Source organism: Cellulomonas endometrii, from assembly GCF_949769265.1.
In the GTDB taxonomy this organism is placed as follows: Bacteria; Actinomycetota; Actinomycetes; order Actinomycetales; family Cellulomonadaceae; genus Cellulomonas; species Cellulomonas endometrii.
In genome coordinates this window covers 15,287-30,413 of record NZ_CATKPC010000018.1, presented here as the reverse complement: position 1 = coordinate 30,413, position 15,127 = coordinate 15,287, and the positions used below count along the sequence as shown (strand labels likewise).

The following is a 15,127-nucleotide window of genomic DNA, read 5'->3' as shown; positions in this document are numbered from 1 at the left end:
CGCCGTCCGCCGCGCCGAGCGTGGGCCGCGTCAGGCCCAGCTGCCTGCCAGGCGCACCAGGCCGCCGCCGGTCTCGCCCTCGGCCGCGTGCACCACGACGGACGCGGCATCCGTCAGCCGGTCCACCGGTCGCCCGCCGCCGGGACGCTCCAGCGCGACGTCCAGCACGAAGTTCCCGGCCGCGGTCGGCCACTGCGGTACGGCGAGCTCCATCGCGGCACCGCCCGCGCCCGAGGGCAGCGGAGCGCGGTCCACGGACGAGCGCGACACCGCGACGGTGATCCCGTCGGGGGTCCGGACCGTGAGCACGAGCTCGGCGGCGCCGAGCGGCCGCGCCGCGGTCCATGCGACGCGGACGTGCGCCGGGCTGCCGGACCGCAGCTCGGACGTCGGACGGCCGTCGACGAGAACCGCCACGTCCGTGACCCGGGCCTCGTGGCTCGGCTCCTCCGGCGCGGGGGCAGGGGCGCCCGTCGAACCGGAGTAGCGGCCGATGATCTCGTTCGCCTCGCCGACGCCGAGGACCCGCCCGTGGTCGAGCCACGCGACCTCGTCGCACATGCTGCGCAGCGAGCCCATCGCGTGGCTCACGACGACGATGGTGCGGCCGGCGTCGCGGAACTCCTGGAACTTCTCCGCGCTCCGGCGCTGGAACGACTCGTCACCGACGGCCAGCACCTCGTCGACGAGCAGGATGTCCGGCTCGACGTTGATCGCGACCGAGAAGCCGAGGCGGACATACATGCCGGAGGAGTAGTTCTTCACCGGGGTGTCGATGAACTGCTCGAGGCCCGCGAAACCGACGATGTCGTCGAAACGCGCGTCGATGTCTCGCTTGGACAGCCCGAGGATCGAGCCGTTCAGGTAGACGTTGTCCCGGCCGGAGAGCTCGCCGTGGAACCCGGCGCCGAGCTCCAGCAGTGCGGAGACGCGGCCGTGGGTGGTCACGGTGCCGGAGTCGGGCACGAGGATGCGCGCGAGGCACTTGAGCAGAGTGCTCTTCCCCGACCCGTTGTGGCCGACGAGGCCGAACGTCTTGCCCTGGGGAATCTCGAGGTCCACGTCCCGCAGGGCCCAGAACTCCTCGTACTTCGCCCGTCCACGGCGCATGAGCGCGCTCTTCATAGACTGGTTGCGCTCGTGGTAGATCCTGAACCGCTTCGACACGTCCTCGACGCGCATGGCGTGGTCCATCACAGCTCCTCTGCCAGTCGGGGCTCCAGGCGGCGGAACACGAGGTTGCCCAGCAGGAGCGCGAGCACGGCCCAGCCCACGGCGAGGAGCAGGAACCGCGCCTCGGGCCACGTGCCGCTGTAGAACATGTCCCGGATCGGCTCGATGAAGGCCACCGTGGGGTTGAGCTCGTACAGCGTCGTGAGCGGCACGTTCGCCGCCCAGCTGTCGCCGTTCTCGAGGCCCTGGACATAAGTGATCGGGTACACGATCGGCGTCGCGTAGAACCAGATCTGCATGAAGATCCCGACGAAGTGCGCCACGTCGCGGAAGTAGACGTTGGCCACGGAGAGCGCCAGCGCGATGCCCAGCCCGAAGACCGCGAGCAGCACCATGATCACCAGCGTCAGCGGGATCCATGGCAGGACGTTCACCCCGAACATCCCGAAGACCGCCACCAGCACGCCCATCTCGACCAGGAACGTCACGAAGGACGATCCCACGTGCGACAGCAGGAGCAGCCGCCGGGGGAAGTAGGTCTTCTTGATGAGGTTCGCGTTGTCGAGCAACGACGTCTGGCCGCCCTGGATCACGATCGCGAGGAAGTTCCACGGCAGCAGTCCGCACAGCAGGAACAGCGCGAAGTTGTGCAGGCCGCCCACGCCGACCGGCGGGTTCACCCGCATGACCACGCCGAACACCGCCGAGTAGACCAGCGTGCTCGCAAGCGGGTTGATCAGCGACCACGCCCAGCCGAGTGCCGTGCCCTTGTACCGGCTGCGGAGCTCGCGGCGCGCCAGGTTGCCCAGCAGCTCCCGAGACCCGACGACGTCCCGTACCTCGTCCGCCAGCCTCATGCCGCGCTCCCCTCGTCGATCCAGGCGCACAGCCCGCGCACCCCGTCGGCCACGTCGACCGTCGGCCGCCAGCCCCAGAGCCCCGCCGCCGCGGACGGGTCGGCGCAGGCGTAGCGCACGTCGCCGTCCCGGAACTGACCGGTGACCACGGGATCGGGCGCCCCGTAGTAGCCGGCCACCGTCCGGGCCAGCTCGAGCACCGTGGTCGGCACGCCGGAGCCGATGTCGACCGGGCCGTCCGGCAGCGCTCCGCCCGTGGTCATGGCGTCGACCGCGGCGGCGACGGCCGCCGCGACGTCGGTGACGTGCACGAAGTCGCGGACGATGGCGCCGTCCTCGTAGACCGGGACGACCTTCCCGTCGCGGGCCGTCCGAGCGAACAGCGGCACGATGCCCGTGTACGGGTTCGTGAGCGACTGCCCGGGGCCGTAGACGTTCTGCAGGCGCAGCACCACAGGCGTGACGCCCATGGCGAGCGCCCATGCGCCGAGCACATGCTCCTGCGCGAGTTTGGTGGCGCCGTAGACGCTGGTGGGGCGGGGCTGGACGAGGTCCGCGCGGTGGGGGCGCGGCTCCGCATCGGCCGGCTGCCACTCCTGCCGCTCGAGCTGCGCACGGCTCCGCTGGCCCACGACCAGGGGGACGCCGTCGCGGACCCAGGCACCCTCGCCGTACACCGCACGACTGGATGTGAGCACCACCGCCGACGGCAGGGCGTCGTGCCGGACGAGAGCGTCGAGCATCTGCGCGGTCCCGACGACGTTCACGTGAGCATGCCGGGTCGCCTCGGTCAACGAGACGCCCGTGCCGGTCTCGGCGGCCAGGTGCAGCACGACGTCCGGGCGCGCGTCCGCCAGCAACGCGTCCCACGCCCCGGCGTCCGTGACGTCACCGGTCCGCAGCTCGACGCGCGGGTCGAGCGCCGCGGGGCGCTGCGCGACGGCGTGCACCGCGGGGTGCAGCACGTCGAGCGCGACGACCCGGTCGAAGCGGTCGGCCAGCAGCGAGGACGTCGCACAGCCGATGAAACCGGCACCGCCGGTCACGATGCACGTGGTCATTCTTCTCCTCCGGCTGATGGTGGGGTGGCGGCTGGCACGCAGGCCGAGCCCACCGGCGGTACAGGATATCCGCTGCGTCCGGGTGCCAGGACGCAGGCCGTCGGCACGCGACACAGGGGACGTGTCGTCAGCGGGCCGCCTCGGCCGCGAGCACGGAGCGGATCTTCGTGGCGTCTCCCCAGACGGCGGGCGAGTCGTACGGCCGGTCCGGGAAGGCGCCGTACTCGAGCTCGAGGTCCAACCCGTGCTCCGCGATGAAGCGCTCGACGCGGTCCTTGAGGGCGACGGGCTCGCCCGAACTGCAGTTGATGATGCCGGTGATCTCGGTCTGGTCGACGACGGCGGCGATCTGCGCGCCCAGGTCGTCCACGTCGATGAAGTCGTACTGGTTGAGGCCGGAGTTGAAGGGGAATGTCCGCTTCCCTTCACGGGCCGCCTCGACGACCTTGGCGAACACCGACCGGCTCCGCTCGTCGTCGCCCGTGATGTAGTAGCAGCGCAGCCACTGCAGGACCGTGTCCGCCCCGGCCAGCCGCACCTGCAGCGCCTCGCGCAGCGCATTCTTCGCGACGCCATACAGCGACCGCGGTCGCGTCGGGGTGTGCTCGTCGATCGCGCCCTCGTGGTAGCCGACCTCGTGCATGGTGCCGAGCACGGCGACCTGCCGGACACCCGCCGCCACCGCCGCGTCGAGGAACCGGTAGTGGTCCGAGAGCCGGAGCATGTGGACCGGGTCGTTGTGCACGAACCCGGCCTCCCACGCCATGTGGAGCAGCACGTCCACGCGGCCCGCCGCGTCCAGGACATCCGCCGGCTCAAAGATGTCCGCCTCGAGCCACGTCACGGCTGGGTCGGACGCGTGGGCGGCGAGCCCCGGCCGCTGCACCGCCACCACGTCGAAGCCCTTGCGCACCAGGGCGGGGACGACGTGCGCCCCGATGTAGCCACCTGCGCCGGTCACGAGAATCCGCTTCACGGGGGCCAGTCTGCCTCACACGACGGACACCGGGTGCGCACGACCGTCGGCTAGTCTGTCCCGGGCCCGGCCACCCGGTGCACCGCACCACAGGAGGCGACATGACGGCTGCGAAGGACCGCCGCAGGGGCGCGCGGCTTCGCGCGCTGCTGCGTGACGTCGTCCGGTTCGGGGCCGTCGGTGCCGTCGGCTACGTCGTCGACGTCGGGCTCTTCAACCTGCTCGCCTACGGCGGTCCGCACCTGGACCCGACGCTCTCGAAACTGCTCTCGGTCGCCGCCGCCACCGTCGTGACCTGGTTGGGCAACCGCTACTTCGTGTTCCACGAGCGGCGCAGCCGCACCCCCGGGCGCGAGGCGGCACTGTTCCTGCTGTTCTCGCTGCTGAGCATGGTGATCGCCGTGGCCCCGCTGTGGGTCTCGCGGGAGGTGCTCGGCCTCAGGTCGCCTCTCGCCGACAACATCGCGGCGAACGTCGTCGGGTTCGGCCTCGCCACGGTCTTCCGGTTCGTGGCGTACCGCTCCGTCGTGTTCGGCGGCCGGCCGGACGCGCTCGGCAACGTGCAAGGCCCGGGCACCGCCGCCGAGGACTCCGCTCTCCCCCGCTGACCACCCCGAGAGGGCGGCGGGGTGGTGGCGTCCGCCACCCCGCCCCCTGGCGTCAGCGTCGGGCGGCCTTGCGCGCCATCCGGTACGCCACGCGCGCCCCCTTGTACAGCGGACGCAGGGCGCGGCTCAGGCGCGGCGAGCGCTGGTCGAGACCGACCTTGAGCCAGCCGAGCAGCGTCTGCTCCTGCATCCGCGTCAGGTAGTCCACCTGCTCCTGCGTGTACGCCGGCAGCATGGAGCTGATGCGCTGGAGCTTGTACTCCAGGAAGCCGTAGTTGATGCCCGCCCAGTCGCGGTTGATGATCGCCCGCACGTGGTACCCGGCGTTCATGGCGGCGTACGCCAGGAGCCGCTCCTGGACGTGCGCGAGGCCGCCGTCGGTGTGACCCGGCTCGGCCGGGTAGTCGTCCCAGCGCCAGTCGTGGTCCGTCAGGTCACGCACGGCGTCCGGACGGAACCAGAACATCGTCCCGTACGGCGCGATCGGCGTGGACCGGTCGAACTGCGTCGTAATGCCGACCTTCTCGGCCCACTCGGCCGCCACCCCGCGGTTGGTGAACCAGGCGTGCCCGAGCGTCGGGAACCCGATGTTGACCACCGGGGGGAACGCCATGCCGAGCGTCGGGTTCTCCTCGAAGAGCCGCAGGACGTGCGCGACGTAGCCGGGCGTGCCGAGGAGGTTGTCGAAGAGGTGCTGCTTGAACAGCCGCCCGTTGTTGAAGTCGTTCTGCGGCGACTTCTTGGAGTGCACGCGGCACAGCACGTCGTAGCCGCCGCCCTGCAGGACGTCCCGGAACGTGATGAACAACGCGCTCATGTCGCGCCCGCGGTTCTGCTCCACGACCCGGACCTCGACGCGCTGCACGTCGTACGCGGCCAGCGCCTGCTCGATCTGCGCCTTGCGCTCCTGCGTGCTGGTCGACACGTAGAGGTCGTACGGCACGGGGATGCGCGACACCTGGGTCATGAGCTCGTCGACCATGTCGGCGTAGAACATGTGAGCGACGACGCCGACCCGGCGGGACGGGTCCGGGCGCCAGCCGTCGTCCTCCTCCGAGAGGACCTCGACCAGCGACAGGTTGGTGTGCAGTGTCCGGGGCTCGCTGGTGCGGACCACGTTCTGCCAGACGAGCTCCGTCGGGTAGTCGCTGGCCTCGAGCCGCTCCATGAGCCGCTTCGCGATGATCGCCCGGCGGTCCAGGTACGTGGGCTCGTGGAAGAAGATCCGGCGCTTGACGATCGGGCAGCGGTCGTCGAGCAGGAGGTCGAAGTTCTCGAAGATCGGGTGGTCGTCCGGGTAGTCGGACGGCGGGAAGAGGACCTCGTGCCGGAAGCCCCGGTCCGCGAAGTGCTGCGTGAACCGTGACTCGTGCGTCAGGATCGAGTCCTGGTACGAGGTGATCATCGGCATCTCGTCCCAGTACTGCTGGAACTCGCGCGACGTGAACATGGAACGGCGGACCGCGATCCAGTGGGACTGGATGTGCTCCGGGAGCACCTCGGGGCCGGCCTGGTACGGGTTCGGGTCGACCGCCTTGTGGGCCGTCACGCCCCAGAAGTCGACGTCGGCCGCGTCCGCACGGGCGAACAGCTCCTGGAACGGGAACACCGGGCCGAAGATCGTGTAGTTCATCAGCACGATCTCGTCGTACTCCGCCAGTCGCTCGCGACCGAAGGCCTCCATCGCCTGCTTGTAGCCCCAAACGTCGAAGCCCGTGTTCTCGCGCACCCACACGGTGTCCGCGACGCCGTGGAGCTTCGCTCGCGACTCCGGGGTCAGCGACGAGTTCGACACCACGAAGATGTGGTCGGCGTGCGGCCGGAGACTGCTGAGCATGTAGGAGACGTAGTCGTCCACCACGCCCTGCGCGTCGAAGAACAGATAGAACACCACTCGGCGCACGGACAAGTCCACTCCCTCGACAGCTCTCACGGCACGGCAGCAGCGGGACCGCTTGCGGTCCGGCAGCTGCCTCCCGGCCCCCACCGCCGAACGGGCAACGCGAGCACGGCTGCGCCACCCTATCAACCGGACGCGGACCTCCACGGCAGGCGGCGACACCCCGGGTAGCCTGCCCCCATGACCGCTTCGTGGTTGCCGACGCACCCGCCCGCGCCGTCCCGCCCCGCCCGGACGGCGCTCGTCGCGCTGCTCGCCCTGGTGCTCGCCTGCGCGGTGCTGCCCTTCGGCGTACCGGCCGCCCGGGCCGCCGATGCGTCCCAGTTCCGGGCAGGCTCGATCATATCGGACGCGGTCTTCTACGACTCGACCGCGATGAGCCGGGACGAGATCGCTTCGTTCCTGACGTGGATGGGTCAGTCGTGCCGCCCAGGCAGCACCGGCACCCCGTGCCTCAAGGACTTCCGGCAAGACACCTGGACCCGCACGGCGTCTGGGTGCGCCGGTACCTACGAGGGCCGCCCGTCGGAGTCGGCGGCGGACATCATCGCCAAGGTCTCGGTAGCCTGCGGGATCAACCCCCGGGTGCTGCTCGTGCTGCTGCAGAAGGAGCAGAGCCTGGTGACCGCCTCCGGCGCAGGGCTCACCCCGCGCCGGTATCAGATTGCAACCGGCTACGGGTGCCCCGACACGGCCCCGTGCGAGGCGCAGTACTACGGCTTTTACAATCAGGTATTCCTCGCGGCACGACAGTTTCAGCTGTACACGCAGAACCCGACCCGATACACGTACCGGGCCGACCGAGCGAACACCATCCAGTTCCACCCCAACGCCAGCTGCGGCTCGTCGTCGGTCACCATCCAGAACTCCGCGACGGCGGCGCTGTACAACTACACGCCGTACCAGCCGAACGCCGCAGTCCTGCGGGGCGCGCCGGACGGCTGCTCCTCGTACGGCAACCTCAACTTCTGGTCCATGTTCACCGACTGGTTCGGCACGACGCAGTGGCGGTACGCGGTGACCGGCACGTTCGGCGAACTCTGGGCGCGGATCGGCTACAGCGGGTCGCTCCTCGGCGTCCCCACGTCGCCCCAGGTCGCCCTGCGCGAGGGCGGCACCTACCAGAACTTCTCCGGCGGAGCGATCTACTCCTCCCCGGCGACCGGGACCCACTGGGTCACCACAGCGTTCACGCGACCGTGGTCCGCCGCGGGCTGGGAGACGGGCACCCTCGGGTACCCCGTGTCGGACCCCGTCTTCGGGCTGCTGCCGTCCAACGGCGTCTACCAGAACTTCGCCGGCGGTGTGATCTACTCCTCGCCCGCGACGGGCGCGCACTACGTGACGAACGCCTTCGTCCCCGCCTGGTCCGCCCTCGGCTGGGAGCGAGGCGCGCTGGGTTACCCGACGTCTGACCCGGTGTCCGGCCTCCTGGGCGGTGGCAGCTACCAGAACTTCTCGGGCGGGGCGATCTACAGTTCACCCGCCACCGGCACGTTCGGCGTGACGACCGCCGTCGCCCAGGCGTGGGGCAGCACGGGCTGGGAGCGCGGCCCGCTCGGCTACCCGACCTCGGCGGCAACCACGGACGCTTCGGGCACGGTCACGCAGCAGTTCCGGGGCGGCGTCGTCTCGGTGCCGCGGCCCGGCGGAACCGCCTACGCGATGACCACCGCCGTACGGACTTTGTGGGAGTCACTCGGCGGTACGTCCGGTGTGCTGGGCGCCCCGACCTCCGGCACGGTGACCGGGCTCCGCGACGGCGGCTCCTACCAGAATTTCGCCGGCGGAGCCGTCCACGCCTCGGCGAGTACGGGAGCGCACGCCACCGTGGGCTCGTTCTACGCCACGTGGTCCGCCGCGGGCTGGGAGGGCGGCCCGTTCCTCGGGTACCCGACGGCGGAGGCCGTCGCCGACCCGGCGACGGGCGCGATCTCCCAGACGTTCCAGGGCGGAACGATCACCGCGACGTCGGCGTCAGCGACTCCGCAGTCGATGTCCACCGGCATCCGCGCCGCGTGGGACCGCGCCGGCGGTGCGTCGGGACAGCTTGGGCGTCCGACCTCGGGAACCGTCACGGGGCTGCGCGACCAGGGGTCGTTCCAGAACTTCACGGGCGGCGCGGTGCACGCCTCGCGCTCCACTGGGGCGCACTGGACCTCGGGCACGGTCTACGTCCTGTGGTCGAGCACCGGTTGGGAGGGCGGGAGGCTCGGCTACCCCACCTCTGACCCCGTCGACGGTCTAAGAGGCGGCGGGACGTACCAGAACTTCGCGGGCGGGGCGATCTACGCCTCCCCCGCCAGCGGCACGCACTCGAGCGACACCGTCCTCATGCAGGCGTGGGCACGCGTCGGCTGGGAGAACGGCATCCTGGGCTACCCGACCTCCGAGCCCGTGAGCGGGCTGCGGGACGGCGGGCGCTACCAGAACTTCGTCGGAGGGTCGATCCACTACTCCCCGGCGACCGGGGCGCACGCGACCTCGGGTGCCGTCCGGGCGGCTTGGGCGGCCGCCGGCTGGGAGACCGGGCCGTACGGCTATCCCGTCGGGGACGCCGTGACGTCCGGGGGAACCGTCTCCCAGCAGTTCCAGAGCGGGACGATCACCGTCCCAGCGTCGTAGTCCTGGTCGGCACGGTAGGGGCGGGGAGCGTGGCGGCGGCGTCGGCAGCGTCCCGGCCTGGCAGAGCGACGGTGGGCGCGTCCTGCGCCGCGGGTGCGGGCAGGCGCAGGTACGACAGCCGCATCGCCTCCCGGCGCGACTTCAGGACACCGTCGAGCACGAGGCCGATCGTCACGGCGAGGCAACCGAGCACGGCGAACGACGAGGCGAGGATCGCCGTCGGAAACCGCGGCACCAGGCCCGTCTCCGCGTAGTCGAGCACCACTGGGATCCCCAGCAGTAGGCTCACGAGGAAGGTGAGCGCCGCGAAGACGCCGTAGAACTGGATCGGCCGCTCGTGGCGGAGCAGCTGCGCGATCAGCCAGAGGATGCGCATGCCGTCGTGGTAGGTGCGCAGCTTGCTCTCGCTGCCGGCCGGGCGGTCCTTGAATCCCACCTCGACCTCGACCTGAGGAACCCGCATGCTCATCGCGTGCACGGTGAGCTCGGTCTCGATCTCGAACTCCTGGGACAGCGCAGGGAAGGACTTGACGAAGCGCCGGGAAAAGACGCGATAGCCACTGAGCATGTCGGTCACCTGCTCGCCGAAGAGCCACCCGACGAGCCGGTTGAAGACGCGATTGCCGGTTTCATGCCCGGGCCGGTAAGCGCTCTCGGTACCCTCGGCCTGCCGCCGCACGCCCAACACGTGGTCCAGCGGCCCCGCGAGCAGGGTGTCGATCATCCGCCGGGCTGCTCCGGCGTCGTAGGTGTCGTCCCCGTCGACCAGGAGGTAGACGTCCGCGTCCACGTCGCCGAACGCCCTTCGGACGACGTTGCCCTTGCCACGACGGGTCTCGGAGCGCACGACCGCGCCGGCCTCTCTCGCGATCTGCGCCGTCCGGTCCGTGCTGTTGTTGTCATACACGTACACGACCATCTCCGGGACGGCAGCCCGGAGATCCTCGACCACGGTCCGGATCGAGGCTTCCTCGTTGTAGCACGGGACAATCGCCGCGATCCGCAGCGTCTGGGTGGTCACGGTCGTTCCCCTTGCGGCAGGTGGCCCGGCAGAGCCACGGTTCAGTGGTGGCAGACGGGACGCCGTCACCGACGGCGCCGTCCTAGGAGCACGGGCCAGGGTACTCGACCGGTCACTCCGGGCGGTCCCCCTCGAGGGGTCGGCGGGTGACCCGCCAGGCGAGCACCAAGACGCCGGCCCACAGCAGCGCCTGCACCACGAGCCACAGCACAGGGCCGCCGGGCGGGGTCCACGACTCGGAGGTCACGGTGAACCAGCTTCCGTTCACGCCGTTCACGTTCCGGTGGAGGTTCACGGCGACCGCCGTCACCTGCACGACGGCGACGACCGCCACTACCGCCCGCAGCAGCGGGCGTGCGACGGCGGCCGTCATGGGTTCCCTCTCGGCGCCGAAACCCGCGATCAGCAGTGCCCCGATGGCGAGCGGCATCACGTACTTGCCCTGCCAGACCATGCCCGTCTCGCGGAACGACTGCAGCTGCACGACGATGGGGAGCAAGAAAGTGGCGACGACGACAGCGCCCACTGCAAGTCGCTCCCGTAGCGTCCCGAAGGCGAGCCCGACGAGCAGCACGAGCAGCACGACACTGCCGGCGAGCAGCAACGTCCACAGCGACAGGTGCGTGTCCCCCCATCCGAAGACGCCCAAAAGCTGCTCGAGGTACGCGCTGGTGTTGCCGAGCATCGTGCGCACGACGCCGCGCGCGGTGAGCGTCTCGTCCGGAAGCACGATGCCGAGCGCGAGAGAACCCGACGCGAGGGTGTAGACGACGCCCGCAACGGCGAGCGCCGCGCACGCGGCGATCTGCGGCCAGATCCGGCTATTGCGCACCAGGTCGAGCACCACCGCCGGGCGGGGCGCCGCGAGGACCACCGCCGCGATCACGAGCAGGAGGTAGGCCGGGCTCAGACCGCGGGCGATGACGAACAACCCTGACGCCACCACGAGCCGCCACATCCGTTGGGTCAGCAGGGCGTCGTCCGGCTCGCGGGTCAGGGCGAGGAGGAGCAGCCACGTGACCGCGGCACCGGCGATCTCCGGACCCTGCGGGGTGAGCGAGCTGAACACGAAGAACGTCATAGGCGTGAGGGAGGCGACGAGAGCGGCGGCGGGCCAGTGCCACCGGCGGAGCTCTGCCACCGTGCGCGCGGCGAGCGCGACCAGCAACGCGTTCAGCGCCGCGCCGACGAGCCGCATCGCGTAGAGCGTCACCTCACTCGACCCGGCAAGGCTCGGGAGCCCGACGAGCGCGTAGTAGACCGGGTTGTACCGCGCGACGTGCGAGGTGCTCTCCGAAGGCCGCGCGAGGTCGCCGTCGAACCCGGTGAAGCAGCTCGCCGCGGTCTCCGGCTGGAAGCCGAAGCACGGCACCTGCCAGATCTGCGCGAAAAGAGCGGGGACCTCGAAGGTACCCCGCCCCGGGTTGTACTCGCTCTCGTCGGCGGAGAACTGCAGCCGAACCGTTGCCGCGGCCTTCACCGCGTGCGCCGGCTCGTCCGGCGCCGCCATCAGCGGATTCGAGATCGACCAGCCGCCGATGACGAGGAACGCCCCAACGAAAACGGTCCATAACACACGGCGGGCCACCGCCTGCCTGCCGGGTTGGTCACCGACGAGGGGACGGGCGGCGGTCATGCAGGTTTCACCTTCCGGTTCGGGACGGAGCGCGGCACGGCGCGGCGCACCGTGGCGGCGGTCAGGGTATCTCAACCCGGCTGAGCGGAGACGTCCCCTCGGTCGCCGGCGACGTGTACGTCACTCTGACATCCCAGGTCCCCGACGTGAGCCGTGGGTCCTGCAGCTCGATCTGGCCGCAGCTCGTCGACGTCGCGTCCGGCACCGCGTCGACCTCGGTCTTGAGTACGACGCCGTCGCGGGAGGCGGCGAGCGTGCACACGGCGCCGTCCTCGACCACCGCGGTGGCGGCCGCCGCGACCTGGAGCGACCGCGACGTCCCGTCCCAGCCCGAGCGGGAGACGGTGACCGGCGTACCGCTGCCTCCTTCGGGCACGGTGGGCGGTCCCGGGTCGGGCGGCGGAGTGGCCGCGGGCGCCGGGCTGCGCTCGGGCCCCGTGGTGACGGGCGCCATCTCCCCCGGGCGGGGTGTCTCGGTCGGCTCGGCGCCCGGCGGCGCCGCTGACGGCGTCGCGTCCCGTGTCGCCGACCGTGACGGCGCGGTTTCGGCACCAGACGGCCCCGACCGCCACGACAGCGCGACAGCCGTCCCGGCACCTAGGACGACGACCAGCACCGCGGCCGCCACCACCCACCGCTTTCGCCACAAACGGCCCGTCACGTGCGAACCCCTTCCACCGGCCACCTGCGGTGGCGATCACCCGAGAGCCTACGGCGCCTACGGGGCAGGCGGGGGCGGCTCCGCGTTGCGGTGGGACGTCAGAGGTCGTCTGTCTCCGTCTCCTGCACCGGCGCTGGCCGCACCTCTGAGACACCGAGCGCCGCCTCCACACCGGCGATAACCACGTCCAGGTGCTGGGTGTCGAACCGGAAGTCGGGAGCCACTCCCTCGCGCGGCACGTCGTACCCGAGTGCGACGAGCTCCTCCTCGGCAGCCACCAGCACGCGCTCGTACGGGACCCCGGTGCGCCGTGCCACGTCTTCCGCCACCTCGCGCATGGTCGTCATGGGGCCAGCATCGCTCGTCCGTGGGTGACGCACACACGCTCGGGACGCCACCGCCGCGCGGGCCCATATCCTGGCCCAGACCGAGTCACCTGACCTGGAGGATTCCTGTGGAGTACCGACAGCTCGCCGTGCCGGGTGCGTGGGAGATCACGCCCCGGCAGTTCGCCGACCCCCGGGGGGTCTTCCTCGAGTGGTTCTCCCAGGCGGCGTTCGCCCCCGTGGTGGGCCACCGTCTCACCCTCGAGCAGGCCAACTGCTCGGTGTCGGCGGCCGGCGTCCTGCGGGGCATCCATTTTGCGGACGTCCCGCCCGGCCAGGCCAAGTACGTGACGTGCACCCGCGGCGCCGTGCTGGACGTCGCCGTCGACATCCGCGTGGGCTCGTCCACGTTCGGCCGGTGGGACAGCGTGCTGCTCGACGACGAGTCACGCCGCGGCATCTACCTGTCCGAGGGGCTCGGACACGCGTTCCTCGCCCTCGAGGACGACTCCGCCGTGAGTTACCTGTGCTCGACCGGCTACGCGCCGGGCCGCGAGCACGGCATCCACCCACTGGACCCCGCGCTCGGGATCGAGTGGCCGACGACGGACCGGTCGGGAGCGCCCCTAACCCCGCTGCTGTCCGAGAAGGACCAAGCGGCGCCGACCCTCGCCCAGGCCCAGGAGCAGGGTCTGCTGCCGAGGGCGGCCGACGTCGTGGCCTACGTCCGCTCGCTGGGCGGCGCCTGACCACTCCCGGCGTGCGTCCCGCATCCGGTCAGGAGGCGGGACGCACGCTCAGGGACGTGAGTTCCGCAGCCGCAGAGCCGGCCCCGAGCTCGAGCGTCACCGATTGCGCGCCGGCGGCGACGGGGATCTCGGCGAACAGGACGTTCGAGTCGCGCGCGACCCGCAGCGAGCGAGCAGTCCCGTCGTCCGCTCTGACGGTCATGGTGCCGGGGCCGGATGCGAGCAGGGACACCCGCAGCACCGCGGTGCCCGCCGTGGGGGCGTCCCAGCGGACCGTCGAGCTGGTGCCGGTGCCCAGCGCGCCCTCGACTGACAGGGTCGCGGCAGCCGGGTCGCTCGAGGTCCACGACGACCCTGCACCGGCGTCGGCGCGGTCGTAGGCGTTGGCCGCCGCCCAAGCCTCGCCGTCCGGCAGGCCGGAGTTGAAGTGCCGCTCCGCCATCTCCACCAGCACGAGGTCCGGCTGCACGAGGTCGACCATCGCCGCGAGGTTCGGAGCCTCCTGCGGCGAGTCGATGTTGTGCCGGACCTGCACCGTGGTGCCGAACGCCGCTTGGATGTATGGCGAGAGCGCGTCACCCATCGAGTCGCGCAGGACGAGGACGGTCAGGTCGTTGCCGGCGTCGGGGTTGGTCGTGGTACGCGGCAGGTCGAGCAGATTCGTCACCTGGTCACCGGAGAGCGTCACCGCGGTGCCGTCTCCCTGAGGGACCTGGTAGTCCGGCAGCGGCTGCGCGAGTTCGGGGGTCGTCCACGGGTTCGGCGCGCGCACGCCCATCATCGCGTCGAATTCGTTCGGTCCGTCGTCGGAAGTCGTCACCGACTCCAGCGCCGAGGCGTGGGCGTCGACCCCCGGGAGCCGCTGCTCGATGGCGTCGGCGATCCCCTGCCACCCGACGTACGCACCGTAGTCCGTCCAGTGGCTGTTGAGCTTGGAGTAGGTGTCGGCGGTGTCGCGCGCCTCGCGCAGCCCCGGCCGCAGGTCCACCACGCCGAGGTCCGGCCGGGCGGCCAGGATCTGGTCGAAGATCGTCTCCTCGCGCACGTCGTCAGTCCAGGCCGGGAGCTGGTCCGGGTAGACGGACCACTTGGCCGGGCCCACGGCGAAGACCATCGGAATGCCGCGCGCGGCCAGCCACTCCCGCTGGTCGTCCACGACCGAGGCCCACGCGTCGATCTCCTGCTGCGTGTACTGCCGGCGGCCAATCGCCTGCGAGAAGTTCGCGTTCTGCACGTCGCCGAGGAACATCCAGCCGTCCCGCCCGACCACGCCGACGCCCTCGTTGGACGAGGTGCCGAGGTCGTACAGGAGCGTGGAGTACGCGGACACCGCGTTGTCCCACAGCGGCGTTGCCGCGCGCAGCCGGTTGGACTGCGCCTGCCACTCCCCCGGGTTGCCGGCGACGACCGCGACCGTCTCCCGAACGTGGTTGGAGAAGCCGACCGCGATCAGCGGCGCGAGCAACGCCCCCATGAACACCGCGACGGTTGCCTTGCGACCCCAGGAGGTCCAGCGCATCTGAGTGCGTCCCAT

13 protein-coding genes are annotated in these 15,127 nt (G+C 71.1%); 3 read left to right on the top strand and 10 right to left on the bottom strand.

The features are described 5' to 3' along the window. Positions 1-30: 30 nt before the first annotated feature. From QNH85_RS16315 to QNH85_RS16300, 4 genes are all read right to left on the bottom strand, one after another. Positions 31-1,194 carry an ABC transporter ATP-binding protein gene (locus tag QNH85_RS16315; protein WP_282948100.1) on the bottom strand — a complete coding sequence of 388 codons (1,164 nt, stop codon included), beginning with the start codon at positions 1,192-1,194 and terminating at the stop codon, positions 31-33. Then, complete coding sequence (locus tag QNH85_RS16310; RefSeq protein WP_282948098.1) at positions 1,194-2,030, bottom strand: ABC transporter permease; 837 nt, start codon at positions 2,028-2,030, stop codon at positions 1,194-1,196. The genes QNH85_RS16315 and QNH85_RS16310 overlap by 1 nt, the downstream gene beginning before the upstream one ends. Further along, complete coding sequence (locus QNH85_RS16305) at positions 2,027-3,091, bottom strand: NAD-dependent epimerase/dehydratase family protein (RefSeq protein WP_282948096.1); 1,065 nt, start codon at positions 3,089-3,091, stop codon at positions 2,027-2,029. The genes QNH85_RS16310 and QNH85_RS16305 overlap by 4 nt, the downstream gene beginning before the upstream one ends. 127 nt (positions 3,092-3,218) lie before the next feature. Beyond that, positions 3,219-4,067, bottom strand: a complete 849-nt coding sequence (locus QNH85_RS16300) for an NAD-dependent epimerase/dehydratase family protein (protein ID WP_282948094.1) — start codon at positions 4,065-4,067, stop codon at positions 3,219-3,221. Between the two features lie 101 nt (positions 4,068-4,168). Here QNH85_RS16300 and QNH85_RS16295 point away from each other — a divergent pair, with 101 nt between their 5' ends. Then, on the top strand, positions 4,169-4,675 hold the full coding sequence (locus tag QNH85_RS16295) for a GtrA family protein (protein WP_282948092.1): 507 nt from the start codon (positions 4,169-4,171) through the stop codon (positions 4,673-4,675). Positions 4,676-4,727: 52 nt separating this feature from the next. On the opposite strand, the gene QNH85_RS16290 is transcribed toward QNH85_RS16295, so the two are convergent. After that, entirely contained in the window at positions 4,728-6,578 is a 1,851-nt protein-coding gene (locus tag QNH85_RS16290; RefSeq protein ID WP_282948173.1) for a rhamnan synthesis F family protein, read from the bottom strand. A 177-nt stretch (positions 6,579-6,755) separates the two neighbouring features. On the opposite strand from QNH85_RS16290, the gene QNH85_RS16285 reads away from it, so the two are divergent. Next, positions 6,756-9,200, top strand: coding sequence for an LGFP repeat-containing protein (locus QNH85_RS16285; protein WP_282948091.1), 2,445 nt, complete (start codon positions 6,756-6,758; stop codon positions 9,198-9,200). Here QNH85_RS16285 and QNH85_RS16280 read toward each other — a convergent pair. The 4 genes from QNH85_RS16280 to QNH85_RS16265 form a co-directional block, all read right to left on the bottom strand. Continuing rightward, a complete protein-coding gene (locus tag QNH85_RS16280; RefSeq protein WP_282948090.1) occupies positions 9,181-10,221 on the bottom strand; it encodes a glycosyltransferase in 1,041 nt (346 codons plus the stop codon). The genes QNH85_RS16285 and QNH85_RS16280 overlap by 20 nt on opposite strands. Before the next feature lie 112 nt (positions 10,222-10,333). After that, complete coding sequence (locus QNH85_RS16275; RefSeq protein ID WP_282948089.1) at positions 10,334-11,857, bottom strand: DUF2142 domain-containing protein; 1,524 nt, start codon at positions 11,855-11,857, stop codon at positions 10,334-10,336. 61 nt (positions 11,858-11,918) lie between these two features. Then, positions 11,919-12,119, bottom strand: a complete 201-nt coding sequence (locus QNH85_RS16270) for a hypothetical protein (protein ID WP_282948088.1) — start codon at positions 12,117-12,119, stop codon at positions 11,919-11,921. Positions 12,120-12,616: 497 nt separating this feature from the next. Continuing rightward, positions 12,617-12,865 (bottom strand): hypothetical protein, encoded by a 249-nt coding sequence (locus QNH85_RS16265; protein WP_282948087.1) that lies wholly within the window; start codon positions 12,863-12,865, stop codon positions 12,617-12,619. A 107-nt stretch (positions 12,866-12,972) separates the two neighbouring features. On the opposite strand from QNH85_RS16265, the gene rfbC reads away from it, so the two are divergent. Beyond that, complete coding sequence (rfbC, locus tag QNH85_RS16260; RefSeq protein ID WP_282948086.1) at positions 12,973-13,593, top strand: dTDP-4-dehydrorhamnose 3,5-epimerase; 621 nt, start codon at positions 12,973-12,975, stop codon at positions 13,591-13,593. A 28-nt stretch (positions 13,594-13,621) separates the two neighbouring features. On the opposite strand, the gene QNH85_RS16255 is transcribed toward rfbC, so the two are convergent. Next, positions 13,622-15,127 carry an alginate O-acetyltransferase AlgX-related protein gene (locus QNH85_RS16255; protein WP_282948085.1) on the bottom strand — a complete coding sequence of 502 codons (1,506 nt, stop codon included), beginning with the start codon at positions 15,125-15,127 and terminating at the stop codon, positions 13,622-13,624.